The 23341-nt window shown below is 71.6% G+C and carries 22 protein-coding genes; 15 read left to right on the plus strand and 7 right to left on the minus strand.

The window, feature by feature from the left end; genetic code table 11:
- Window positions 1-41 precede the first annotated feature (41 nt).
- A complete protein-coding gene (locus tag DY218_RS32655) occupies window positions 42-1571 on the minus strand; it encodes an aldehyde dehydrogenase (NADP(+)) (RefSeq protein ID WP_128559809.1) in 1530 nt (509 codons plus the stop codon).
- Between the two features lie 114 nt (window positions 1572-1685).
- Between DY218_RS32655 and DY218_RS32660 the strand changes: the two genes are divergently transcribed.
- From DY218_RS32660 to DY218_RS32685, 6 genes are all read left to right on the plus strand, one after another.
- Window positions 1686-2459 carry an IclR family transcriptional regulator gene (locus DY218_RS32660; protein ID WP_128559810.1) on the plus strand — a complete coding sequence of 258 codons (774 nt, stop codon included), beginning with the start codon at window positions 1686-1688 and terminating at the stop codon, window positions 2457-2459.
- 1 nt (window position 2460) lies between these two features.
- A complete protein-coding gene (locus DY218_RS32665; protein WP_128559811.1) occupies window positions 2461-2931 on the plus strand; it encodes a GNAT family N-acetyltransferase in 471 nt (156 codons plus the stop codon).
- A gap of 210 nt (window positions 2932-3141) precedes the next feature.
- Complete coding sequence (locus tag DY218_RS32670; RefSeq protein ID WP_233522021.1) at window positions 3142-4230, plus strand: hypothetical protein; 1089 nt, start codon at window positions 3142-3144, stop codon at window positions 4228-4230.
- The gene (locus DY218_RS32675) at window positions 4227-5507 is read left to right on the plus strand and encodes a sensor histidine kinase (protein WP_199566931.1); all 1281 of its coding nucleotides are present in this window, start codon (window positions 4227-4229) and stop codon (window positions 5505-5507) included. The genes DY218_RS32670 and DY218_RS32675 overlap by 4 nt, the downstream gene beginning before the upstream one ends.
- Window positions 5504-6169 (plus strand): response regulator transcription factor, encoded by a 666-nt coding sequence (locus tag DY218_RS32680; RefSeq protein ID WP_128559812.1) that lies wholly within the window; start codon window positions 5504-5506, stop codon window positions 6167-6169. Before DY218_RS32675 ends, DY218_RS32680 begins: the two co-directional genes overlap by 4 nt.
- A gap of 97 nt (window positions 6170-6266) precedes the next feature.
- The gene (locus tag DY218_RS32685) at window positions 6267-7712 is read left to right on the plus strand and encodes a peptidoglycan D,D-transpeptidase FtsI family protein (protein ID WP_128559813.1); all 1446 of its coding nucleotides are present in this window, start codon (window positions 6267-6269) and stop codon (window positions 7710-7712) included.
- A 15-nt stretch (window positions 7713-7727) separates the two neighbouring features.
- Here DY218_RS32685 and DY218_RS32690 read toward each other — a convergent pair whose 3' ends face one another.
- The 3 genes from DY218_RS32690 to DY218_RS32700 all read right to left on the minus strand — a co-directional run bounded on the left by DY218_RS32690 (window position 7728) and on the right by DY218_RS32700 (window position 10599).
- The gene (locus tag DY218_RS32690; RefSeq protein ID WP_128559814.1) at window positions 7728-8312 is read right to left on the minus strand and encodes a TIGR03086 family metal-binding protein; all 585 of its coding nucleotides are present in this window, start codon (window positions 8310-8312) and stop codon (window positions 7728-7730) included.
- 164 nt (window positions 8313-8476) lie between these two features.
- Window positions 8477-9634 (minus strand): hypothetical protein, encoded by a 1158-nt coding sequence (locus tag DY218_RS32695; RefSeq protein ID WP_128559815.1) that lies wholly within the window; start codon window positions 9632-9634, stop codon window positions 8477-8479.
- Entirely contained in the window at window positions 9631-10599 is a 969-nt protein-coding gene (locus DY218_RS32700; protein ID WP_128559816.1) for a 5-dehydro-4-deoxyglucarate dehydratase, read from the minus strand. Before DY218_RS32700 ends, DY218_RS32695 begins: the two co-directional genes overlap by 4 nt.
- A gap of 281 nt (window positions 10600-10880) precedes the next feature.
- On the opposite strand from DY218_RS32700, the gene DY218_RS32705 reads away from it, so the two are divergent.
- From DY218_RS32705 to DY218_RS32745, 9 genes are all read left to right on the plus strand, one after another.
- A complete protein-coding gene (locus DY218_RS32705) occupies window positions 10881-11705 on the plus strand; it encodes an NAD-dependent epimerase/dehydratase family protein (RefSeq protein WP_128559817.1) in 825 nt (274 codons plus the stop codon).
- 327 nt (window positions 11706-12032) lie between these two features.
- A complete protein-coding gene (locus DY218_RS32710; RefSeq protein WP_128559818.1) occupies window positions 12033-12797 on the plus strand; it encodes a DeoR/GlpR family DNA-binding transcription regulator in 765 nt (254 codons plus the stop codon).
- A 134-nt stretch (window positions 12798-12931) separates the two neighbouring features.
- Window positions 12932-14293, plus strand: a complete 1362-nt coding sequence (locus DY218_RS32715; protein ID WP_128559819.1) for an ABC transporter substrate-binding protein — start codon at window positions 12932-12934, stop codon at window positions 14291-14293.
- Complete coding sequence (locus tag DY218_RS32720; RefSeq protein ID WP_128559820.1) at window positions 14290-15228, plus strand: carbohydrate ABC transporter permease; 939 nt, start codon at window positions 14290-14292, stop codon at window positions 15226-15228. Before DY218_RS32715 ends, DY218_RS32720 begins: the two co-directional genes overlap by 4 nt.
- Entirely contained in the window at window positions 15225-16121 is an 897-nt protein-coding gene (locus tag DY218_RS32725) for a carbohydrate ABC transporter permease (RefSeq protein ID WP_233522022.1), read from the plus strand. Before DY218_RS32720 ends, DY218_RS32725 begins: the two co-directional genes overlap by 4 nt.
- Window positions 16118-17107 carry a zinc-dependent alcohol dehydrogenase family protein gene (locus tag DY218_RS32730; RefSeq protein ID WP_128559821.1) on the plus strand — a complete coding sequence of 330 codons (990 nt, stop codon included), beginning with the start codon at window positions 16118-16120 and terminating at the stop codon, window positions 17105-17107. Before DY218_RS32725 ends, DY218_RS32730 begins: the two co-directional genes overlap by 4 nt.
- Before the next feature lie 74 nt (window positions 17108-17181).
- Window positions 17182-17406: a hypothetical protein gene (locus DY218_RS32735; protein ID WP_128559822.1), complete on the plus strand. Its 225-nt coding sequence runs from the start codon at window positions 17182-17184 to the stop codon at window positions 17404-17406.
- Between the two features lie 115 nt (window positions 17407-17521).
- On the plus strand, window positions 17522-18727 hold the full coding sequence (locus DY218_RS32740; protein ID WP_128559865.1) for a TerD family protein: 1206 nt from the start codon (window positions 17522-17524) through the stop codon (window positions 18725-18727).
- Between the two features lie 100 nt (window positions 18728-18827).
- On the plus strand, window positions 18828-19061 hold the full coding sequence (locus DY218_RS32745) for a hypothetical protein (RefSeq protein ID WP_233522023.1): 234 nt from the start codon (window positions 18828-18830) through the stop codon (window positions 19059-19061).
- An 81-nt stretch (window positions 19062-19142) separates the two neighbouring features.
- On the opposite strand, the gene DY218_RS32750 is transcribed toward DY218_RS32745, so the two are convergent.
- The 3 genes from DY218_RS32750 to DY218_RS32760 form a co-directional block, all read right to left on the minus strand.
- The gene (locus tag DY218_RS32750; RefSeq protein ID WP_128559867.1) at window positions 19143-19781 is read right to left on the minus strand and encodes an HAD family hydrolase; all 639 of its coding nucleotides are present in this window, start codon (window positions 19779-19781) and stop codon (window positions 19143-19145) included.
- 67 nt (window positions 19782-19848) lie between these two features.
- The gene (locus tag DY218_RS32755) at window positions 19849-21465 is read right to left on the minus strand and encodes a TROVE domain-containing protein (protein WP_128559823.1); all 1617 of its coding nucleotides are present in this window, start codon (window positions 21463-21465) and stop codon (window positions 19849-19851) included.
- A gap of 413 nt (window positions 21466-21878) precedes the next feature.
- The gene (locus tag DY218_RS32760) at window positions 21879-23339 is read right to left on the minus strand and encodes an alkaline phosphatase PhoX (protein ID WP_128559824.1); all 1461 of its coding nucleotides are present in this window, start codon (window positions 23337-23339) and stop codon (window positions 21879-21881) included.
- Window positions 23340-23341 lie beyond the last annotated feature (2 nt).

Genomic DNA, 23341 nt, shown 5'->3' on the forward strand with positions numbered 1-23341 from the left:
CCCGTACGGCGGGCGGGGCCCGGCCGGGAGCCGGGATCCGGTCAGCCGCGCTGCGGGCCGATCCGGCGGGGCAGTCCGAGCGGGTTGTCGTCGCGCAGCTCGGGCGGGAGCAGCGCTGCCGGGGTGCCCTGGTACGAGACGGGCCGCAGCCAGCGCTCGATCGCGGTGGCGCCGACCGAGGTGGAGGTGGACGTGGTCGCCGGGTAGGGGCCGCCGTGCTGCTGGGCGGGGGCGACGGCGACGCCGGTCGGCCAGGCGTTGACCAGGACGCGTCCGGCGAGCGGGGTCAGGGCGGTGAGCAGCGCGGCGCCGCGGCCCGCCGGGTCGGTCTCCTCGGCGGTGGCGAGGTGCACGGTGGCGGTGAGGTTGCCGGGCAGCCGTGCCAGTACGGCCTCGATCTCGTCGTCGGAGCGGTAGCGGGCGACGACGGTGACCGGGCCGAAGCACTCCTCGAGGAGGATGTCGTGGGCGCCTTCGCCGGTGAGCCGCTCGGCGTCGACGGTGAGGAATCCCGCGCCGACCGTGTGCTCGCCGCCGGAGCCCGGGGTGACCGGGGCCTCGACGCCCGGCAGCGCGGCCCGCTCGGTGACCCCGGTGACGAAGGCCTCGCGCATCCGGTGGTCGAGCAGTATCCCGGCCTCGACCTCGCTGACCTCGTGGGTGAGCGTCTTGACCAGCCGGTCGCCGGCGGCGGAGGCGGGCGCGAGCACGAAGCCGGGCTTGGTGCAGAACTGGCCGACGCCGAGCGTCATCGAGCCGGCCAGGCCGGTGGCGATCTGCTCGGCGCGCTCCGCGGCGGCCGCCTCGGTGATCACCACGGGATTGAGCGAGCCGAGTTCGCCGTGGAAGGGGATCGGCCGCGGGCGGGCGGCGGCCGCGTCGAAGAGGGCGCGCCCGCCGCGTACCGAGCCGGTGAATCCGGCGGCGGCGACGAGCGGGTGGCCGACCAGCTCCACTCCGGCGTCGAAACCGTGCACCAGGGTGACCACATCCGGTGCGATGCCGGTCTCCTCGGCGGCGCGGTGCAGGGCGGCCGCGCAGAGTTCGGAGGTCGCGGGGTGGTCCGGGTGCACCTTGACCACGACGGGGCAGCCGGCCGCGAGGGCGCTTGCGGTGTCGCCGCCGGGCACCGAGAAGGCGAGCGGGAAGTTGGAGGCGGCATAGACGGCGACGACGCCGAGCGGCACCTTGTAGCGGCGCAGGTCCGGCCAGGGCGGGGTCTGGGTGTCGTCGGCGTGGCTGATGATGACGTCGAGGAAGGCACCCTCGTCGACGATGTCCGCGAAGGACCTCAACTGGTAGGTGGTGCGGGCGAGTTCACCGGTGAGCCGGCCGGGTCCGAGCGCGGTCTCGGCGTCGGCGGCCTCGATGACGTGCGCGGCGGCCTCGTCGAGCCGGTCGGCGGCCGTGCGCAGGAAGGCGGCGCGGGCGGCCCGGTCGGCGAGGGAGTGGCGCGCCGCGTGCGCGGACCGTACGGCCTGGTCGACCTCCTGGCGTGTGGCCTCGACCGCAACCTGCTCCCGCTGCTTCCCGGTTCGGGGGTCGACGCTCCAGACTGGTGCTGCTGCCACGGCCGTTCCTCCAGATGTGATGCCACCCACTAGGCTGTTCGATATACTGAACAGCGTCTCTGATGCTGAACTGCCTCGGAGGCTATGCGCAGGCGAACGAAGGGGTCAAGGGCGATGTCGGGTGCCGACACGGGCGGCGGAGCGCAGGTCAAGTCGGCCGTACGGACCGTGGAGTTGCTGGAGTATTTCGCGGGACGGCCCGGGATGCACACCCTCGCGGCGGTGCAGGAAGCGGTCGGCTATCCGAAGTCCAGTCTGTACATGTTGCTGCGCACCCTGGTGGAGCTCGGCTGGGTGGAGACGGACGCGACGGGCACCCGGTACGGCATCGGGGTGCGCGCGCTGCTCGTCGGCACCTCCTACATCGACGGGGACGAGGTGGTGGCCGCGGCCCGTCCGACCCTGGACCGGCTCTCCGACGACACCACCGAGACCATCCACCTGGCCCGCCTCGACGGGGTCAATGTGGTCTATCTGGCGACCCGTCAGTCCCAGCACTATCTGCGCCCGTTCACCCGGGTCGGCCGCCGGCTGCCCGCGCACTCGACGTCGCTGGGCAAGGCCCTGCTCGCGACGTACAGCGACGAGCAGGTGCGCAAGATGCTTCCGGAGACGCTCGGTCCGCTCACCGAGCACACCCTGACCGATCGCGAGCAGCTGATCGAGGAGCTGCACGCGGTGCGCGAGCAGGGCTTCGCGGTGGACCGGGAGGAGAACACCCTGGGCCTGCGCTGCTTCGGTGTCGCCATCCCGTACCGGACGCCGGCCAGGGATGCCATCAGCTGCTCGGTGCCGGTCGCCCGCCTTACACCCGGGCACGAGCAGATGATCAAGGACGCCCTGTTCGACGCACGCGACCGGCTCACTCTCGCCACCCGGAGGCTCTGAATTGGACGTCACGCTCAGACCGGTGCACGACAGCGATCTGCCGGTGTTCTTCCGGCAGATGAACGATCCGGAGTCACAGCAGGTGGCCGCCTTCGTCTCCGAGCGGACCGCGGACCGGGACCTGTTCGACGCGCACTGGCGGCGGCTGCGCGACTCGGACTCGATCGTGGTGCGTACGGTGCTGCTCGACGGTGACGTGGTCGGCAGCGCCTCGGTGTACGGGGAGCCGGACGAGCGCGAGGTGACGTACTGGATCGACCGCTACTACTGGGGTCGCGGAGTGGCGTCGGCGGCGCTCACCGCGCTGCTCGGGCTTGTCCCGGAGCGCCCGCTGCACGCGCGCGCGGCGGCGGACAACGCGGCCTCGCTGCGGGTCCTGGCCAAATGCGGATTCCGGGTGACCGGCGACGACCGCGGCTTCGCGTATGCGCGCGGCAAGGAGATCGACGAGGTCGTGCTGCGGCTCGACTAGGTCCTGTCCGGCGGATCTTCGCGGGCTCGCGGCGATCCGCCGGACAGGACCTAGCGGTCTCGGGCCTCCTGCGCCTCGACCAGCGGGTCGCGGTCGCCCGTGCGGCGGCGGGCGCGGGTGCAGCAGGGCCTCGCCGCCTCCCCCGCCCGGCGGAGGCGGTTCGGCCTCCGGCAGGAGGTGCCGGGACCCGTACCGCGCCAGCGTGGAGACATGACTTCCACCGCTCCGAAGCCGCTCACCGAGTCCGCGTCCGGCGCTGTTCCCGCCGCGGCTCCCGACAACCCGCCGCCCCTCTCCCGGGCCCGCCGCATCCTGCGCGCCGTCGCGATCCTCGGCTGCCTGCCGTACCTCACGCTGAAGACGATCTGGATCGCCGGCGGCGAGATCGGCATCCCGCCGGACAGCTCGCTCCTCGAGCACCGCACGACGATGGCCCTGGCCAATGCGGGCACCGTCCTGATGGACGGCGCCGTGATCGTACTCGTACTGCTGCTGACCCGGCCCTGGGGCCTTCGGATGCCCGCCTGGCTGCTCGCGGTGCCGCTGTGGATCGCGAGCGGGCTGCTGGCCCCGATCGTGGCGGGCTATCCGCTGCAGATGGCGGTCCGGCTGTTCCCCGGGGCGCCGGAGAGCGGCACCACCGGGGCCTCCGAACCGTTCCTGGACGACTGGGTGTTCGCGGTCGTCTATCCGGGCTTCATCGTCCAGGCGCTCGCGCTCGGGGGCCTGTTCGTGCTGTACGCGCGGGACCGCTGGGGCCATCTGTGGCAGGGCCGGCTGCACGGCCTGCCCCGTACCGCGACCGCCCCGGCACAGCGGATCACCGCCTGCGTCGTCGCCGTACTGGCCCTCCTGCCGGCCGCAGTGCACCTGTCCTGGGCGGCGGGCTCGAGGGCAGGCCTGAACGCGTCCCGCGCGGAGGACTACACCCGCGACTCGGCCGTTCTCGACCTGGTCTATGTGGGCTTCACCGTGACGGCCGTGGCGGGCGTGCTGCTGCTGGCCTTCCCGCGCGGCCGCGCCCTGCCGGTGAAGCTGCCGCTCGCCCTGGCCTGGGTGGGCTCGGGCGCCCTCGCCTGCTGGGGCGGCTGGATGCTCATGACCTCCCTCACCACCGTCGACGACCTGACGAAACAACCGACTCCGGCACTGCAGCTGACCTACGCTGTCCAGATGATCGTCGGGATCCTCGTGGCCACCTTCGGCGCCTACTTCTTCGCCGAACGGGCCGCGGCCGCACGCCCCGCCGTCGCCGCCGCGGACCACGACGCCACCGCCCCGGCCCGCCCCCGCGGATGACGGTCCCGCTGCGGCAGTGCGGCCGGTGGCTCTTCGGCCGGCAGGCCCGCCTGCGCTGGGTGCACCTGGTGCTCGGCGGGGCCCTGCTGATGCCGTACTTCCTGCTCGGCTCGATCTTCGTGGGGCCGCTGCTCGGTGAGGGGCAGCCGCTGTTCGGTTCGCTGCGGGCGCAGTTCATCTCCTACGCGGCGGCGCTGCCCCTGGTGGCGCTCAGTGCGCTGATCTTTCCGCTGGCCCGGCCGCTCTCGGTGGGCGCCGTGCGGGCGCTGTGCGGGGTCCACGAGGAGCTCGCCGAGGGGCCCGCGCGGTCCCGGGCGGCCCGGGTGCGGACCTCGGCCTGGTTCACACTGCACCTCGGGGTCGGCGCGCTGATCAGCGGGATGACGCTCGCGGTGCCGCCGTTCTCGGTGTTCCTGCTCGCGGTGCCGGTGTTCCGTGTGCTGCGGGAGTCCCGGTTCGGGGATCCCGCGCTCTTCGAGCACACCTGGGCGGTGGTGCTCGCCCCGGTGGCGGGGGCGGTCTGCCTGGTGCTGCTCGCCGCGTGCGCGGCCGCCGCCGGGACGCTGCTCGCCCGCTGGGCTCCGCAGCTGCTCGCGCCCGCTCCGGCCGACCGGCTCGCCGCCGCGGAGGAGCGCGCGGCGGAGCTCGCGGTGCGCAACCGGCTCGCGCGCGAGCTGCACGACTCGGTGGGGCACGCACTCAGCGCGGTCACCCTGCAGGCGAGCGCCGCGCGCCGGGTCCTGGACTCCGACCCCGATTTCGTACGCGAGGCCCTGTCCGCCATCGAGGACACCACCCGGCGCACGGTGGGTGAACTCGACGCGGTGCTGGGCCTGTTGCGCGAGGGCGACGAGGCGGGCGAGGGCGGGCGGCCGACGTCCGCACCGACCCTGGAGGCCGATCTGGACGGACTGCTCACCCGCACCCGGGCCGCCGGACTGCCCGTCGAGGCGTCGATCGGCCCCGGTGTGGACCCGGCGACGCTGCCCGCCCTGGTCTCCCGCGAGGCGTACCGGATCGTGCAGGAGGGCCTGAGCAATGCGCTCAAGCACGCGGGCTCTGTGCCGGTGACCGTGCACATCGCCCGTACGGACTCGGCGCTCGAGATCGTCACGGAGAACCCGCTGCCCACCGCCTCCCCGCCCCGGGACGGCGGTGGCCGCGGTCTGCGCGGCATCGCCGAGCGCGCCCGCCTTCTCGGCGGTACGGCCACGGCGGGCGCCGCCGACGGCCGCTGGAGACTCTGCGTACGACTGCCCCTGGGAGGACCCCGATGAAGACCAGCGACGGTGCGCCGATCCGGGTGGTGCTCGCCGACGACGAGCGGATGGTGCGCACCGCCCTGCGGGCCATCCTCGAGTCGGAGAACGAGTTCGAGGTGGCGGGCGAGGCGGCGACCGGTGCGGAGGCGGTGGCCGTGGTCCGCGAGCTGCTTCCCGATGTGGTCCTGATGGACGTACGGATGCCCGAGGTGGACGGGATCCGGGCGACCGAGCAGATCCTCAGGACGGTCGCCGAGCCGCCCCGGATCGTGGTCGTCACGACCTTCGAGAACGACGCGTACGTGTACGAGGCACTGCGCGCCGGCGCCTCGGGCTTCCTCCTGAAGCGGGCCGACGCGGACGAACTGGTGCAGGCGGTGCGCCTGGTGGCGCGCAGCGACTCGCTGCTCTTCCCGGCGGCGGTGCGCTCGCTCGCCGCCGAGCACGCCGCGGCCCGGCGGGCGGCGCCGCCGTGGGTGGCGCGGCTCTCCGGGCGGGAGGCGGACGTCCTGCGGCTGATGGCGACCGGGCTCACCAATGCGGAGATCGCGAGCCGCATCGGAGTCGGCCCGGCGACCGTGAAGACCCATGTGGCGTCGGTCCTCGCGAAGACCGGCACCCGGGACCGTACGCAGGCGGTGATCGCCGCCTACGAGGCGGGCTTCGTCGGCACCTGACGCCGCACCGCCCCCCCCCGGCACCCGGGATGAGAGCTTTCTGAGAAAACGCCCCGCCGGGAACGCGGCGGCACGCCCGGATCGTCCCTCCAGTGGGATGAACAAGATGATCAGGCGCGCCTCGGTCTTCTCGCTGCTCCTGGTGCTATCCCTGCTTGTCAGGGCGACCTGGGTGCAGTTCTACGAAGGCGAGGCCCTCGCGGACAGCAAGCACAACCGGCGGAACGTGATGGAGACGTACGCGAACCCGCTGGGCAACATCGTGGTCGCCGGAGAGGCGGTCACCGGATCGGAGCGGACCACCGGCAGCGACCTCGCGTACAAGCGCACCTATCGGGACGGCTCCCTCTACTCGGCCGTCACGGGCTACACCTCGCAGGTGTACGGCGCCACCCAGCTCGAGGGCATCTACCAGGACGTCCTCGACGGCTCCGACACCCGGCTGAAGAACCCCCGCGAGGCGGTCACCGGCGAGCGGGCCGGCCCGGGCGACGTGGTGACCACCATCGACCCCGCGGTGCAGAAGGCCGCGACGAAGGCGCTCGGAGACAACAAGGGCGCCGCGGTGGCCATCGACCCGAAGTCCGGCCGGATCCTCGGCATGGTCTCCTCCCCCTCGTACGACCCGTCGCGGATCAGCGGGAGCACGGACGGCGACGCCTGGAAGGAGCTGACGGGCGACGAGGACAAGCCGATGGTGAACCGAGCGCTGCGCCAGCCGCTGCCGCCCGGCTCGACCTTCAAGCTGGTGGTGGCCGCGGCGGCCCTCGAGGACGGCCTGTACGACTCGGTGGACGAGCGCACGGACAGCCCCGACCCGTACACCGCGCCCGGCACCAGCACTCCGGTCACCAACGAGAACCCGTCGGCACCCTGCGAGGACGCGACCCTGCGGACGGCCCTGCAGTACTCCTGCAACAACGTCTTCGGCAAGCTCGCGGTGGACCTCGGCCAGGACAAGGTCGCCGCGATGGCCGAGAAGTTCGGCTTCAACGACAAGGAGCAGGACGTCCCCGTACGGGCCTCGGTGAGCGGCTATCCCTCGGGCATGGACAAGCCGCAGACGGCCCTGAGCGGCATCGGCCAGTTCGAGGTGACGGCGACGCCGCTGCAGATCGCCATGGTGAGCGCGACGCTGGCGAACGGCGGGGAGCTGGTCTCCCCGGACATGGTGGACCGGGTCACGGACTCCGGCGGTGACGTCCTGGAGAACCACGACGACCCGGACACCGAGCGTGTGGTGAGCGAGCGCAACGCCGAGCAGCTGCGGTCCGCCATGGAGACCGTAGTGGACAAGGGCACCGGCACCAATGCCCGGATCCCCGGCATGACCGTGGGCGGCAAGACGGGCACCGCGCAGCACGGCGAGCGCAACGAGAACACTCCGTACGCCTGGTTCACGTCCTATGCGCAGAACTCGGACGGCGACCAGGTCGCGGTCGCGGTGATCATCGAGGACTCGGGCGCCGCGCGCTCGGAGGTCAGCGGCAACGGTCTCGCGGCGCCGGTCGCGCGGGCGATGATGCGGGCGGCTCTCGACTGAGCCGGTCCGGGCCGGTCAGCCGGCCGTCCAGTCGGGGCGGCGGCCGCTGAGGCCCACGACGCGGTCGAGCAGCGGTGCGTCCGCGGGGACCGGCACGATCGGGCCGAACATGCCCTCCCGTTCCGGTCCGTCCGGCGAGGCGGCGAGGAGCGCATGGGCGACCTCGAGTCCCGCCGGGTCCGGTGCGTACGGCTGTCCGGTGGCGCGGGCCAGGTCCCAGCCGTGCAGGATCAGCTCGTCCATCGCGATCTGTCCCGCGACCGCGCCGGGCAGATCGAGGCCGCCCGCTCTGGTGTCGCCGGTCCAGGCCTCCGGGGCGCGCCAGGCCTCGGCCAACTCCTGCAGGTTCTCGGCGAGTTCGGCCCGCCAGTCGGGCCCGATGTCCGGCTTTGCGGTGTCGGGACTGGTGTCCGTCGTCGGCCCGAGGTCCTTGCGGCCGGCGTCGCGGAAGGCCGCGGCGAGTCCTGTGAGGTGGCCGAGGAGATTGCGTACGGCGAAGTCCTCGCAGGGCGTGGGGTCGGTGAGCTGCTCGTCCCTGACCGCCGCGGCGAGGTGCGCGACGGCGCGGGTCTGGGGGTGGAAGTCCACGGTCTCGTCCATACGAGTGGTGACCGGTTCCGGGTGCCGGACTCATCGGTCGATGTCCCCAGCCCCGCCCCTTCCCGAAAGTCCTCAATCGCCGGACGGGCTTTGTAGAAGCCCCTCCGGCGTTTGAGGAGGCCCGCCCGGCAGGGCTCTCGGGAAGGGGCGGGGCTGGGGATCTTCTACCCGGCGAGCTGCTGCCGCACGAGAGCAAGATCCGCATCGGACGCGAGCCCCGCGTGATAGAGCCGCAGCTCAGTCGCCCCCTCCACAGCCGCCCGCGCGGCATCCGCACGGAGCGTGCCAGGACTACCCCCCATCCCACTGACCACCGTCAGATTCGCCGCCAGCACCGCACCCGGCACCCCCCGCGAAGCGAAGGACGAAAGCAACCCCACCCCACCCGCACAGGGCACCACCACCCCATCGGCCAGGGCCAGCACATGATCCGGCGAAACCCCGACATTCGCCCCGCACGCCCGCACCGCGGAATCCGCATGCAGCAACACCCGAAACCCGCCCGGCGCAGCCGCCCGCACCGCCCCGACGACCTCCTCCTGGAGGGACCGGGCCACCCCGACCCGGAAGCCCAGCACCGCATCCGCGAGCTGCGCATCCCCGAGCAGCCCCGCATCCGTCGCGTCGACGGCCCCGGTCCCCCGCCACAGCGGTTCGAGCCCCCGCCGCACCGCCTCGGCGAGCCGCTCCGCGTCGACGCCCGCCTCCGCGTACCCCGCGCGGCAGTGCGCGCAGAAACACAGCGACATCAGATACCGCCCGGCATCCCCGAGTTCGACCCCCGCGATCTTGTCGTGCGCGTGCAGATGCGCGAGCCCGTACCAGCCGCAGGACTCCAGCTCCGTGCCTCGCGCCCCCGGCCGCACCGCGGCCTCCGCGGCGAGCTCCGTCAGGTATGCGCGCGTGGCGGGCTGGGCGATGCAGGGCGCCCACGGGTAGCGGTCGCCGTAGGCGTTGGTCACCGAGGTGCCGGGGTGCTCGGCGCCGAGCCGTGAGTTGTGGGCGAGCACCACCCAGCTGTGCACCTCGAGTCCGGCGGCCTCCAGCGCGGCGGCCGCAGTCCCGTACGCATCACCGGGCGCCCAGTCGCCCGCGGGGTACGGCCGGAGCGTACGTCCGGACCAGCGCGGGCCCGGCGGGTAGAGGACGGCGGAGTGCTCGGCGGTGACGATGCGGTGGCGCGGATGGCGCGGGGTGAGGGCCCGGGTGGAGTGGTACGCGGCGGCGAGGGTGACCTGCTGTACGCCGAGCCCGGCGATCCGCTCCGCGGCGGCCGGGTCGCCGTTGACGTCCCAGGGGTACAGGAAGGCGCCGGCTCTCACCGGGCGGCCCCCGCCGCGGCCGTCGCATCCGCTCCGGCGATCAGGCCCCGGCCGTGCTCGACGAGCCGGGCGAGCTGTTCGACGTGGTCGGCCGGGGGTTCGTGCAGCGGCGGCCGCACCTCCCCGACGTCCAGGCCGCGCAGCCGTACGCCGGCCTTGACCAGGGAGACGGCGTACCCCTTGCCGCGGGCCCGCAGTTCGACGAGCGGGCGGTAGAAGCCGTCCAGGAGCCGGTTCGCGGTGGCGTCGTCGCCCGTGTTGAGGGCCCGGTGGAAGGCGAGGGCGATCTCCGGGGCGAAGGCAAAGACGGCCGAGGAGTACAGGAGTACGCCGATGCCGCGGTACGCGAGGCTGGTGAGCTCGGCGGTGGGCAGGCCGTTGAAGTACAGGACGTCCTCGAGTCCCGCCGCTCGTACGGCACTTACCGTGCGCTGCATCAGGTCGAGGTCGCCGAGGCCGTCCTTGAAGCCGATGATGCGCGGATGGCGGGCGAGTTCCACGACGGTGTCGGGGGTGAGGACGGCGTTGTCCCGCTGGTAGACGACGACGTCCAGGGGTGTGGCGTCGGCGAGCGCGGTGAAGTGCCGGATCAGGCCCTCCTGCGCGGCGACCACCAGGTACGGCGGCATGGCGAGCAGTCCGTCGGCGCCGGCGGCCTGGGCGAGGTGCGCGAAGTGCGCGGCGAGCGCGGTGCCGTAGCCGGCGCCCGCGACGACCGGGACCCGCCCCTCGATGGCTTCGACCGCGGCCGCCACACAGTCCCGGAACTCCTCGGGGGTGAGCGCGTGGAACTCGCCGGTCCCGCAGCAGGCGAACACCGCCGCCGCACCCGCGTCGACACCCTGGCGCACATGCCTGCGGTAGACGTCCAGGTCCACGGAGCCGTCGGGCCCGAAGGCGGTGACCGGGAAGAACAACGGCCCGCTGGGGATGCTGAGCCGGGCGGCGAGCGGGGCTGGTGTCACGGACTCTCCCTGGGCAGCGGCGGACCCGCGCGCGATCCGGGCCACGAGTCGGGCGCCTCGGGTGACCACCGTGCACGTTTCTGATCCGCGTCCATATTTCTGAACTCGTTCACGCTAAGACGCCGTCCAGGCGCCGGTCAACCCGGAGAACGGGCAACTCATCAGCGATTTCCCGCACTTCATGAGCACGGCGCCCGACTCTTGACCTGGTCACGACGCAATCCTTAGCGTGTCCACGCATGTGAATGGCGTACCACACTATGCACATCTGAGGAGAACCGATGCCCGCACCCCGCACCGTCCTGCTCACCGGCGCCGCGGGCGGCCTCGGCACTCTGATGCGCGACCTGCTGCCGGCGTACGGATACGACCTGCGCCTCCTGGACGCCCGGCCGGTCGAGGGCGAACCCGGGGCGATCACGGCCGACCTCGGCGACCTGGCCGCGCTCAGGGAGGCGGTCCGGGGCGTGGACGCGATCGTCCACCTGGCGGGCATCTCCCTGGAAGCCCCGTTCGAGAAGATTTTGCGGTCGAACATCGAGGGCACGTACCACCTCTACGAGGCGGCCCGCGAAGAGGGCGTCGGACGCGTCGTGTTCGCATCCTCGAACCACGCCGTCGGCTTCACCCCACGCCCGCGCGGGGCGACCCCGCTGTCCGATTCCGCGCTGATCCCGATCGACACCCCGCACCGCCCCGACACCTTCTACGGACTGTCGAAGTCGTTCGGCGAGGACCTGGCCCAGCTCTACTGGGACCTGCACGGTCTGGAGACGGTGTCCGTACGGATCGGCTCCTGCTTTCCGGAGCCGACGTCGGTGCGGATGCTGTCGGTCTGGATGAGCCCGGAAGACGGTGCACGGCTCTTCCACGCGGCGCTCACCGCCGAGGACGTCGGCCACTCGGTGGTGTACGGCTCCTCGGCCAACACCCGCCTGTGGTGGGACCTCACCTCGGCCCGCGCACTCGGCTACGACCCGCGGGACAACTCGGAGTCCTTCGCCCCGAAGCTCCTCGCCGCGGAGGGCGAACTCGACGACACCAACCCGGACCACGCCCACCTGGGCGGCCACTTCTGCACCAACCCACCGATCTGGCCCTTCTAGCCCCTCCGATTCCCCGAAGCCCCTATCCCTCTAAGCCCCTCCGGCGTTTGAGGAGGCCACTCCGGCAGGAGTCTCCGGTGAAAGGGCGGGCCAGGGGCCATCCAAACCCGCCCCGGGCACCAAACGGGCACCCGGAACGGGCCATACGGGCACCGCGCTGCCCGTTTCCCCCGCTCGAGCCCAGCTCGAAGCCCACTCCGCCCCCGCGGAACGGGCAGACACGGGCAGAATCGAGTCCGTGCGGGCTCTGTCACCCCCGCCCACGGCGCTGTACAACTCTCCTCACAGGCCCGAACGGGCAGTGGAACCGCAGCGAAGGACCAGGCAGTGAACGCCGAGGAACGCCAGCGAGAGATCGTCCGAGCCGCTCGACGCACGGGCAGCGTCGACGTGAACGACCTCGCGGACGAACTCGGCGTCGCGAAGGAGACCGTCCGCCGCGATCTGCGCGCCCTGGAGGACCACGGCCTGGTCCGCCGCACCCACGGCGGCGCCCACCCCGTGGAGAGCGCCGGCTTCGAGACGACGCTCGCCTACCGCACCACCGTGCACGTACCGGAGAAGCGCCGGATCGCGACCGCCGCGGCCGAGCTCACCGGCGACGCGGAAACGGTCTTCGTCGACGAGGGGTTCACGCCCCAGCTGATCGCCGAGGCGCTGCCCCGGGACCGCCCGCTGACCGTACTCACCGCCTCGCTCGCCACCGCGGGCGCGCTCTCCCGGGCGGAGAACGAGTTCACCGTGCTGCTGCTCGGCGGCCGGGTGCGTCCCGGCACGCTCGCCACCGTCGACCACTGGACGGCGAAGATGCTCGCCGGGTTCGTCATCGACCTCGCGTTCATCGGCGCCAACGGCATCTCCCGCGACCACGGCCTGACCACCCCCGACCCGGCGGTCAGCGAGGTCAAGTCGCAGGCCATGCGGGCGGCTCGACGTCATGTGTTCGCCGGGGTGCACACCAAGTTCGGCGCGGTGAGCTTCTGCCGGTTCGCCCGTGTCGGTGACTTCGAGGCCATCGTCACGGACACCCAGCTGCCCGCCGCCGAGGCACACCGCTACGCCCTGCAGGGCCCCCAGGTCATCCGCGTCTGACCCGACACACCAGCCCCATACCGCTCCCCTCAGCTGCGGGCCGCACCGGCCGCCGGCCGGCCCGCGCACGCCCTCATCCCTCATCCCTCACTCCTCACCCCTCATCCGAACCCCCGACCCGTTCAGGAGCCTTCATGCGAATCAAGGGCCGACTCCGAACACGCGCCCCGATCGCCCTTGCAGCCACCGGCGCGCTGCTGCTCTCCGGCTGCTGGACCGGCGCCGGCGGCACCGGCTCGGGCGGTGACTCCATCGACGTACTGATGGTCAACAACCCGCAGATGGCGGAGCTGCAGAAGCTCACCGCCAAGCACTTCACCCGAAAGACCGGGATCAAGGTGAACTTCACCGTGCTGCCGGAGAACGACGTCCGCGACAAGATCAGCCAGGACTTCGCCAACCAGGCGGGCCAGTACGACGTCGCCACCCTCAGCAACTACGAGATCCCGATCTACGCCAAGAACGGCTGGCTCCGCGACCTCGACGGCTATGTCTCCAAGGACAAGGCCTTCGACCAGCAGGACATCCTGCCGCCGATGCGCCAGTCGCTGACCGGCGAGGACGGCAAGCTCTACGGGCAGCCCTTCTACGGCGAATCGTCGTTCCTGATGTACCGCAAGGACGTCTTCGAGAAGGCCGGTCTGAAGATGCCGAAGAAGCCGACCTGGCAGCAGGTGGGCGAGCTGGCCGCGAAGGTGGACGCTGCCGAGAAGGACATGAAGGGCATCTGCCTGCGCGGGCTGCCCGGTTGGGGCGAGCTGACCGCACCGCTGACCAGCGTGGTGAACACGTTCGGCGGCACCTGGTTCGAGAAGGACTGGACGGCGAAGCTCGACTCCCCCGAGTTCAAGCAGGCCGTCTCGTTCTACGTCGATCTGGTGCGGGAGCACGGCCAGTCCGGCGCCGCCCAGTCCGGATACGCGGAGTGCCTCAACAACCTCACCCAGGGCAAGACCGCCATGTGGTACGACGCCACGGCCGCCGCCGGCTCCCTGGAATCGGCCAACTCCCCGGTCAAGGGCAAGATCGGCTACGTACCGGCGCCGGTGAACCGCACCGAGTCCTCCGGATGGCTCTACACCTGGGCCTGGGGCCTGCAGAAGGCGTCCCCGAACCCGGACAAGGCCTGGAAGTTCATCTCCTGGGCCTCCAGCAAGGAGTACGAGGAGCTGGTCGGCGAGGAGATCGGCTGGGCCAACGTCCCGGCCGGCAAGCGCGCTTCGACGTACGAGAACCCCGAGTACCGCAAGGAGGCCGCGGCCTTCCAGGAGGTCACCCGCGCCGCGATCGCGGACGCACGGCCGCGTGACCCCGGGGTGCAGCCGCGGCCCGCGCCCGGCATCCAGTTCGTCGGGATCCCCGAATTCACCGATCTCGGCACCAAGGTCTCGCAGGAGATCAGCGCGGCCATCGCGGGCCGCCAGTCCGTGAACAGCGCTCTGGCGAAGTCCCAGCGCCTCGCCGAGGACATCTCGAAGGAGTACGAGGGCCGATGACCGCCACCGCCGCTCCCCCCGCCGGCACCGACGCCGCCGCACCCGTGACGCACAGGCCGAGCCGGCTGCGCGCCTGGGCCACCCGGGCGCCGCTGCTCCCCGCCCTGGTCTTCATGATCGTGGTCACCCAACTACCGTTCGTGGCCACCCTGGTGATCTCGTTCTTCGACTGGAACGCGCTCTATCCGGACGCCCGCAGCTTCGCCGGCTTCGGCAACTACCAGGAGGTCCTCACCGACCCGGACCTGCGCAAGTCGGTGTTCACCACCATCCTGCTCACCGCGACCGTGGTCCTGGTCAGCCTGGTGCTCGGACTTGCGCTCGCGCTGCTGCTCGACCGGAAGTTCCGCGGCCGTGCGGCCGTGCGCACCCTGCTCATCGCGCCGTTCCTGCTGGTCCCGGTGGCCGCCGCGCTGCTGTGGAAGCACGTGCTCTACAACCCCGAATACGGGCTGCTCAACGGCCTGTTGAACTGGGTGGGCGGACCGCAGCCCGACTGGGTGTCGAACACTCCGCTGCTCGCCATCGAGGCATCGCTGATCTGGCAGTGGACGCCGTTCATGATGCTGATCCTGCTCGCCGGTCTGCAGAGCCGGTCTCCCGAACTCCTGGAGGCCGCCCGGATCGACGGGGCGTCGAACGTGCAGATCTTCCGGCACATGACGCTGCCGCATCTGCGGCGCTACCTCGAACTCGGGGCATTGCTCGGCTCGATCTACATCGTTCAGCACTTCGACGCCGTGTTCACCATCACCTCCGGCGGCCTCGGCACCGCCAACCTGCCGTACACCGTCTACCAGAGCTTCTACCAGGCGCACGAGAACGGTCTGGCCTCCGCGGCCGGCGTGCTCGTCGTCATCGGATCCCTGATCATCGCGACCTTCGCCCTGCGCGTGGTGTCGTCCCTCTTCCGCGAGGAGGTGTCCCGCGCATGAGCGCCACCGCACCCACCACGCCCGCGCCGCCGGCGACCGTCGGTACCAGGAACACCCCGGGCCCGTCACCGGCACGGCGGCGCAGTGCCGCGCTCGGGCTGCTCGCCTGGCTGGCCGGCATTCTCTTCGTACTGCCGCTGGCGTGGATGACCCTGACGTCGTTCCACTCCGAGGAGGACGCGGCGACCAATCCGCCGTCGGTGGCCGCCTCGCTCACCCTCGACGGGTACCGCGAGTTCTTCGGGGCCGCGGGCGGCGCGAGCCCCTGGCCCGCGCTGATCAACTCGACGGTGGCGTCGGTGGGTTCGACCCTGCTCGTCCTCGTACTCGCGCTGCCCGCCGCGTACGCCCTGTCGATCCGGCCGGTGAAGAAGTGGACGGACGTCCTGTTCTTCTTCCTGTCCACGAAGATGCTGCCCGTGGTCGCCGGACTGCTTCCGCTGTATCTGTTCGCCAAGAACACCGGGATGCTCGACAACATCTGGCTGCTCGTCCTGCTCTACACCTCGATGAATCTGCCGATCGCGGTGTGGATGATGCAGTCGTTCCTCGCCGAGGTGCCGGTGGCGGTCATCGAGGCGGCGCAGATCGACGGGGCGAAACTGCCCACGGTGCTCGCCCGGGTGGTCGCGCCGATCGCCGCTCCCGGGATCGCCGCCACGGCTCTGATCTGCTTCATCTTCAGCTGGAACGAGCTGCTGTTCGCCCGGGTGCTGACCGGCGTCGTCGCGCAGACCGCACCCGTCTTCCTGACCGGCTTCATCACCAGCCAGGGCCTGTTCCTGGCCAAGGTGTGCGCCGCGTCCCTCGTGATCTCCCTGCCGGTGCTCGCCGCGGGGTTCGCCGCCCAGGACAAACTCGTCCAGGGCCTGTCCCTTGGAGCCGTGAAGTGAAAGCAGCCGTCATCGAGTCCGTGGGCAAGGCCGTCGTCTCGGAGGTGCCCGACCCGACCCCTGAGCCGGGGCAGGTCGTCGTCGAGGTCGCGGCGTGCGGACTGTGCGGCACCGATCTGCACATCCTGCAGGGCGAGTTCGCACCCACCCTGCCCATCGTGCCCGGGCACGAGTTCGCGGGCGAGGTGGTCGCCCTCGGCAGCGGGGTCACCTCGGTCGCGGTCGGCGACCGGGTCGCCGTCGACCCCTCGCTGTACTGCTACGCCTGCCGGTACTGCCGTACGGGGCACAACAACCTCTGCGAGCGGTGGGCGGCGATCGGGGTGAGCACCGCGGGCGGCGCCGCCCAGTACGCCGTCGCCCCGGAGTCGAACTGCGTCAAGCTCCCGGACCACATCCGGACCGCCGACGCGGCGCTGATCGAGCCGCTGTCCTGCGCGGTGCGCGGCTATGACGTACTGAACTCCCGGCTCGGCTCGCACGTCCTGATCTACGGCTCCGGCACGATGGGCCTGATGATGCTGGAGCTGGCCAAGAAGACCGGCGCCGCGAGCGTCGACGTGGTGGATCTGAATCCCGAACGGCTCGCCACGGCACAGCAGTTGGGCGTCAGCGCGGCGGCGGCCGGCGCGGACGAGCTGGACCGGCCGCAGGGCTGGGACGTGGTCATCGACGCGACGGGGAACGCTGCGGCGATCCAGGACGGGATCGGGCGGGTCGCGAAGGCCGGCACCTTCCTGCAGTTCGGCGTCGCCGACTATGCGACGACGGCCACCATCGAGCCGTACAAGATCTACAACCAGGAGATCACCATCACCGGCTCGATGGCCGTCCTGCACAGCTACGAGCGGGCCGCCGAGCTCTTCGCCGGCGGGGTGCTCGATCCGGAGGTGTTCATCAGCGACCGGCTGCCGCTGGACTCGTACCCGGACGCCCTTGCGCGGTTCGCGTCCGGGGTGGGGCGGAAGATCGTGGTGGTGCCGTAGGCACGCATGCCGTTGTCCCGGCCCTCGGCGAAAACCCGTTTCGCCGGGGGCCGCGGCTGTCTACGCTGCCCGCCATGGGCAGACCCGGGGGATTCAGCTACGAGCAGTTCGGTGACGGCAGCGTGGTCATCACACACCAGGGACGCACGGCCGGCACGCTGCGCGGCGCCCGGGCCGACAAGTTCCTCGCGGAGGTCGCGTCCGGCGACGCCCAACTGGTGATGGCCCGCTGGACCGGCGCCTACAAGCACGGGAACGAGCGCATGGCGCGCAACCATCCGCGCAACCGCGGGCGCTGAGCCCGGGCCATGGCCGGGCCGTGTCCCGGAATGCCCCGTTCGAGTGGATGTCAATCGCTCGCGCAGGTAAGGGAACGGTAAAGCGGGGTCGTTCGTTACCTCGGTCATGACAGCTATGACCCCCGGCTCGAACATCCCCCTCGCCGCCGCCCGTGTAGCGGTGGACGTCGCCGCCCCGGTGCGGCTCGACGTATCGGGCCTGCTGCTCACCGCCGACGGCAAGGTGCGCTCCGACGACGACTTCATTTTCTACAACCAGCCCTCGGGCCCCGGTGTGACCTACCGCTCCGGCGGCGGCTCGGCACCGGACGCGATCGTCGTGGACACCGCGGCGGTCCCGGCCGGCATCGAGCGGATCGTGGTGACCGCGAGCCCGGACGCGGCGGGCCAGTCCTTCCAGGGCATCGAACCGACGGCGACGGTACGGGACGCGGACGCCGGCACCGCGCTCGCCACCTTCACCCCGCCGCGGCTCGGCGCGGAGACGGCACTGGTCGTCGTCGAGGTGTACCGGCGCGGCGGCGCCTGGAAGGCCCGCGCGGTCGGCCAGGGCTATGCGAACGGCCTGGCGGGCATCGCCACGGACTTCGGCGTCAGCGTCGACGAGCCCGCGCCGGCCGCACCCACGCCCACGGTGCAGACTCCGGTCGCGCCGCCCGCTCCCGCGGTCGACCCCCGGATCGCCGCGCCGCCCGCTCCCCCGGCACCGCAGGCGGCCCCTGCCGCACCGGCGCCGGGCGCCGGAAAGATCAACCTGGACAAGGGGCGGGTCAGCCTCCAGAAGAACCAGACGGTGTCCCTGGTCAAGGGCGGCCGCCCGCTGCTCGCCCAGGTCCGGATGGGCCTCGGCTGGGAGCCCGCGTACCGCGGCAAGGACATCGACCTGGACGCCTCGGTCATCGCCTACGGCCCGCAGCGGAACCACATCGAGAGCTGCTACTTCGGCAAGCTGACCATCCTGGGCGGCGCGGTCCAGCACTCCGGGGACAACCTCACGGGCGAGGGCGCGGGGGACGACGAGACCATCACGGTCGACCTGGGCCGGCTCCCGCAGGAGGTCACGGGACTGGTCTTCACGGTCAACTCGTTCTCGGGCCAGAAGTTCACCGAGGTGGCCAAGGCGTACTGCCGGCTCCTCGACGCCTCGACGGGCGAGGAGCTGGTCCGCTTCGACCTGACGAACGCGGAGGCCCAGACGGGCGTGATGATGGCCAAGCTCGTCCGGCAGTTCTCCGGCGAGTGGGACATGACCGCGATGGGCGAGTTCGTGAAGTCCCGCACGGTGCGCGGGATGGTGAAGCCGGCGGCCCGGGCGCTGTAGGGCGCGAGGGACTTCGGACCCGGCCGAAACATCTGGTGTTCGTCCCGTCCGGCCCATCACACTCGCCGTGCACTCGTCCCGTGACGCACAGGGAGTAAGCATGACGATCACAAAGACCGTGGCCCGTGCCGCGGCGGTGGCACTGCTCGCGACCGGCGGAATCGCCGCGAGCGCGGGCGCCGCGGCCGCGGAGAACGACTGGAACGTCGCACCACAGAGCGAAAACGACTGGAACGTCGCACCACAGAGCGAAAACGACTGGAACGTCGCACCACAGACCGAGAACGACTGGAACGTCGCGCCGGCCGCCGACGACTACGGTGAGGGCTACTGAGCAGGCCGCGCCCGGCCAAGTACGCACACGGCCCCCGTTTCCTCGAACGACGAGGAGACGGGGGCCGGTTCGTGCGCGGTCTCACTCCGCGACCGCGGCCGCCAGCTGGGTCAGGCCGTCGATCCGCCAGTCCGCCGCCGCGACCACGTCCGGATCCTCCGCCCACAGATGGCCCCAGGGCCCCCGCCGCAGATGCGCGGTGCGCAGTCCGGCCTGCCGGGCCGGGAAGATGTCCTCGGCCGGGTGGTCGCCGACGTACAGGGTCTGAGCCGGACCGGCCCCCGACACCTCGAGGATCCGCTCGAAGAACGACGGATCCGGCTTGGCCACGCCCCAGTCGCCGGAGGTGACGACGAGATCGGCGGGCAGGTCGAGATCGCGCAGCAACTCGGCCGCACGGGCCGAGGCGTTGCCCGCGACGATCACGCGGTGGCCCGCCTCGCGCAGGCCACCGAGGGCGGGCCGTACGTCGGGGTAGAGGTCACGCTCGTCGAGATGCTCGCCGCGGCCTGCGGACTCCCGGGCGTGGTACGCGGCGGCGATGTCCATGTCCGGGCTGAGCAGCCGCAGGGCGTCGGCCTGCTCGCGCCCCTGCGCCGCGACGGCGCCGACGAGGCAGGAGACGGTGTGCGGCGGTACGCCCAGCCAGTCCGCCCAGGATGCCCAGTAGCGGTCGTCCTTGGTGAGGGTCTCACCCACGTCGAACACGATGGTCTCAATCATCGTCCGCAGCGTAGGCCTCGGAGGGCCGCAACGGATCGACGACACCCGGCGCGGCCCCAGCGCTTCAAGCGCCGGACGAGCCCACATGCGGCCGAGGGCTGGACGTGAGCCAGGGCCAAGCCCCGTCGAGGCCCGCCTCGATCATCGGAATCAGACGGAACGCCGCATCGGAGAGCCCTCCGAATACATGCCGCTTCCCGTCCCCGGACGGCCCGTGGCCCACCCGGTACCCGGCCAGGTTCCACGTGTAGACCGGAACCCCCGCAGGAATCAGCTCCGTCGGCCCGCGCCCGGCGGACCCGTACTGCTCGTCCGTGACGATCAGCACCCGGTCGTGCTTCCCGAAGTGCCGCCGCACCGCACCACTCGTGTCCGTACCGCCCAGGTCGTGGAAACGGTCGAGCACCTTCAGGACGGACTCTCCCTCGCGGTACTTCACCGCCGCGCTCGTCGACCCGAACTCGACCAGATCCGCCTTCTCCGCACGCATCGCGAGCGCCGTGCCGAACACCGCGGCCGCATCCGCCCGCGTGAGCTCCGAACGATCCGACAGCCGCGAGAAGAACATCGAACCGGAGCGATCCACCAGGACCAGCGTGCGGCCGGGCAGCGACGGGACGTTCCGGAGCGAGTGGCCGAGGGCCTGCTCCAGTGCGTACGACCAGCGCAGCGACGGCGCATGCTGATACGCGGCCAGGTAACGGAAGGGGAACTGGCGCGACTTGGCGACCTCGGACGGGTCCGAGATCCTCCGCGCGACCGTCGCCGCGACCTCGTCGCCGACTCCCGCCTCGTCGAAGTTCCGCAGATTACGGACGAGTGCCATGGACCCCATCGACGGAATGACGGCCTCCCAGACCGCCGCGTCCATGGGCCCCTGCAGCCAGCCCGCGAGGGCCTCCCAGGTGATCCCGGCCTCCGCGAGCCGCTCCGCGCCGCCCGGACCGGTGACCACGCCCCGCCGCTCGGCGACCGGAAGGGCCATCAGTGCGCGATGTGCACACAACGTCCGGTCCCGGACGGGTGGTTCGGCCGATTCCGGGTGGTGCCGGCGGTCGAGCGCGTACCGGAACAGCTCGCCCTGCCACGGCTTGGCCGGGTCGGGCGCGGCGTGCACCACGTTCAGGACGTCGCCGAATCGGTAGCCCTTGGTCCCGGTGTCGTACTTGAGCAGGGACCGGGCGTGGTAGAGGCGCCGTACCGCGTCGGCGATGCCGCGCTTGACGGGCTTGGGGATGTTGCGGCCGTGGCGTGCGGTCCAGTAGGCGAGGAGCTCACCGGGCTCGTCGGGGCGGCGCAGTACGGAGGCGACGACCTGACGGTTCGCCGGGCCGTCGGTCGCGCCCGCGTCGAGCCGCGCCTTGACGTATTCGGCGGCGCCGACCAGGGACGCCGTCCGCAGCTGCCCCTCGGTGCGCATCCAGGCCAGCAGACCCGCGGTCCACTCCGCGTCCTGGACGGCGAGACGCCGCACGAGTGCGCCGAAGCGGTCGTCGCGGTCGGCGCCGGACTCGTAGAAGGTCTGCTGGGAGACGAAGTTGGCGACGGCGAGCAGGAAGAGTTCCGAGCGTGCGTCACGGAGATGTCCGCGGCCGCCCTCGTGAGTGAGCGCCGTGTGTCCGGACGAACGCACCGCGGAAGTGCTGCCCCGCGGGGCCGCCTTGGTGTTGAACCGCGCCATGAGAATTCCCCCGAATTCCGAACGATGAACAGTGGGCGCGAATTCCGAACGGTGAACAGCGAACTCGAGCCTCCCGAGATCCAGGACGGCTGCGGCACATTTCGGGAAAGGAAGTAGCCGCCGCCTGCGCACCGGGAGGTGCACGAGTCCGTGCTGTCCAGAGTTCGGAGTCGGCGGAACCACCAGTGGTGCTCTACCGCTGAGCTACTCCGGCACATACGTACCGGAGGCGGGAGTCGAACCCGCGACCGCCCCATCAAGAGTGGAAGTAGGTCCTGCCTTCGCACCTGGACGAACAAGACTCTAGAACCCCGACTCCCGGCCGCGCCAAGGGTTTTACGGCGACGGCCGGGAGCCGGGGAGGGTTCAGGAGTCGGGGAGGGCCGGCGGGCCTGCGGGTGGGGCGCCGCGGGTCACTTCTTGGACTGGCGCTTCCAGGGTCCGGTGATGGCCAGCAGAATTCCGGGTGTCTGGATGTTGGCGTAGAGCGTACGGCCGTCCGGGGAGAACACGACTCCGGTGAATTCGCTGTATTCGGGATCGTCCTCGGTGCCGGTGTTCAGTTCGTTGCGCGCGATCGGATAGGTGCGTCCGTTGTCGGTGGCGCCGAAGAGATGCTGCAGCCCTTCGCCGTCCTCGGCGATGACCAGACCGCCGTACGGCGACACCGTGATGTTGTCGGGCCCGTCGAACCCACCCGGCTCGGACGGGTCCGCATTGACCTTGAGCAGCACCTTCAGCGTGAGTGTCCGCCGCCTCGGGTCGTAGAACCACACCTGTCCGTCGTGCGCCGCACCGGGACTCTCGTCGCGCGCGTACGAGGAGACCACATAGGCGCCGCCGTCGGCCCACCACATGCCTTCCAGCTTGCGGCCGCGGGTGACCTCGGAGTCCTTGAACTGCTTGCGTACGTCGACGGTGCGCGCGTCGCGGTCCGGCACATCGACCCAGTCGACCCCGTACACGGCCCCGATCCGCGTCGCCCGGGAGATGTCGTCGACGAACCGGCCGGACACGTCGAAGCACTTGGCGGCCTGCAGCACCCCGGCGTCGTCGGCGAGGCCGCGGTATGTGCCGCGGCCGTGCCGGAAGCCCTGCGGCGGGACCCAGCGGTAGAGGAGGCCGTTCGGCCCATCGGCGTCCTCGGTGAGGTAGGCGTGGCCGCGCTTCGGGTCGACGACGACCGCCTCGTGGTCGTAACGGCCGAAGAACTTCAGGGGCTTGGGGTCGAGATTGGCCCGGCGGTCCTGCGGGTCGACCTCGAAGACATAGCCGTGGTCCTTGGTCATGCCGTTCTCGCCGGCCCGGTCGGTGTTCTCCTCGCAGGTCAGCCAGGTGCCCCAACTGGTGCGTCCGCCCGCGCAGTTGGTGGAGGTACCGGCGATGCCCACCCACTCGGACACCTCACCGCCTCGCCGCACCTCGACCACCGTGCAGCCACCCGCGGCCGCCGGGTCGTAGACCAGTCCGTCGGTGAGCGGCACCGGGTGCTCCCAGTCGGACCGGGGGCCTTTCAGTTCGTGGTTGTTGACCAGCAGGGTCGCCCCGCGCGGGCCCTCGAAGGTGGCGGTCCCGTCGTGGTTGGACGGCGTGAACTCGCCCGACTCCAGCCTGGTCCTGCCGCTGTGGGTGAGGATGCGGTAGCGGAAGCCGGCGGGCAGCGCGAGGATGCCGTCCGGGTCGGGGACGAGCGGCCCGTAGCCGGGACCGTGCGAGCCCTTGTCCTCCGCGGGCTTGTCCGATGCGCCGTCCGCGCCGTCCTGCGAGGCGAGCGCCCCGTCCGTGGTCGCCAGTACGCCGGCCGTGCCGACCAGGGCGACCGAGGCGCCGGTGAGCGCCGAGCGCCGGGTGAAGTCCCTGCGGGTGAGCGGCATGG

This window comes from Streptomyces triticagri, assembly GCF_003429565.1.
In the GTDB taxonomy this organism is placed as follows: domain Bacteria; phylum Actinomycetota; class Actinomycetes; order Streptomycetales; family Streptomycetaceae; genus Streptomyces; species Streptomyces triticagri.

What these genes read in the sequence shown, in the direction of transcription:
- DY218_RS32660 (WP_128559810.1), top strand. Translation starts at nt 1,686, where the DNA reads ATGTCGGGTGCCGACACGGGCGGCGGAGCGCAGGTCAAGTCGGCCGTA.
- DY218_RS32670 (WP_233522021.1), top strand. Translation starts at nt 3,142, where the DNA reads ATGACTTCCACCGCTCCGAAGCCGCTCACCGAGTCCGCGTCCGGCGCT.
- DY218_RS32675 (WP_199566931.1), top strand. Translation starts at nt 4,227, where the DNA reads ATGACGGTCCCGCTGCGGCAGTGCGGCCGGTGGCTCTTCGGCCGGCAG.
- DY218_RS32680 (WP_128559812.1), top strand. Translation starts at nt 5,504, where the DNA reads ATGAAGACCAGCGACGGTGCGCCGATCCGGGTGGTGCTCGCCGACGAC.
- DY218_RS32685 (WP_128559813.1), top strand. Translation starts at nt 6,267, where the DNA reads ATGAACAAGATGATCAGGCGCGCCTCGGTCTTCTCGCTGCTCCTGGTG.
- DY218_RS32690 (WP_128559814.1), bottom strand. Translation starts at nt 8,312, where the DNA reads ATGGACGAGACCGTGGACTTCCACCCCCAGACCCGCGCCGTCGCGCAC.
- DY218_RS32705 (WP_128559817.1), top strand. Translation starts at nt 10,881, where the DNA reads ATGCCCGCACCCCGCACCGTCCTGCTCACCGGCGCCGCGGGCGGCCTC.
- DY218_RS32715 (WP_128559819.1), top strand. Translation starts at nt 12,932, where the DNA reads ATGCGAATCAAGGGCCGACTCCGAACACGCGCCCCGATCGCCCTTGCA.
- DY218_RS32720 (WP_128559820.1), top strand. Translation starts at nt 14,290, where the DNA reads ATGACCGCCACCGCCGCTCCCCCCGCCGGCACCGACGCCGCCGCACCC.
- DY218_RS32725 (WP_233522022.1), top strand. Translation starts at nt 15,225, where the DNA reads ATGAGCGCCACCGCACCCACCACGCCCGCGCCGCCGGCGACCGTCGGT.
- DY218_RS32735 (WP_128559822.1), top strand. Translation starts at nt 17,182, where the DNA reads ATGGGCAGACCCGGGGGATTCAGCTACGAGCAGTTCGGTGACGGCAGC.
- DY218_RS32740 (WP_128559865.1), top strand. Translation starts at nt 17,522, where the DNA reads ATGACCCCCGGCTCGAACATCCCCCTCGCCGCCGCCCGTGTAGCGGTG.
- DY218_RS32745 (WP_233522023.1), top strand. Translation starts at nt 18,828, where the DNA reads ATGACGATCACAAAGACCGTGGCCCGTGCCGCGGCGGTGGCACTGCTC.
- DY218_RS32755 (WP_128559823.1), bottom strand. Translation starts at nt 21,465, where the DNA reads ATGGCGCGGTTCAACACCAAGGCGGCCCCGCGGGGCAGCACTTCCGCG.
- DY218_RS32760 (WP_128559824.1), bottom strand. Translation starts at nt 23,339, where the DNA reads ATGCCGCTCACCCGCAGGGACTTCACCCGGCGCTCGGCGCTCACCGGC.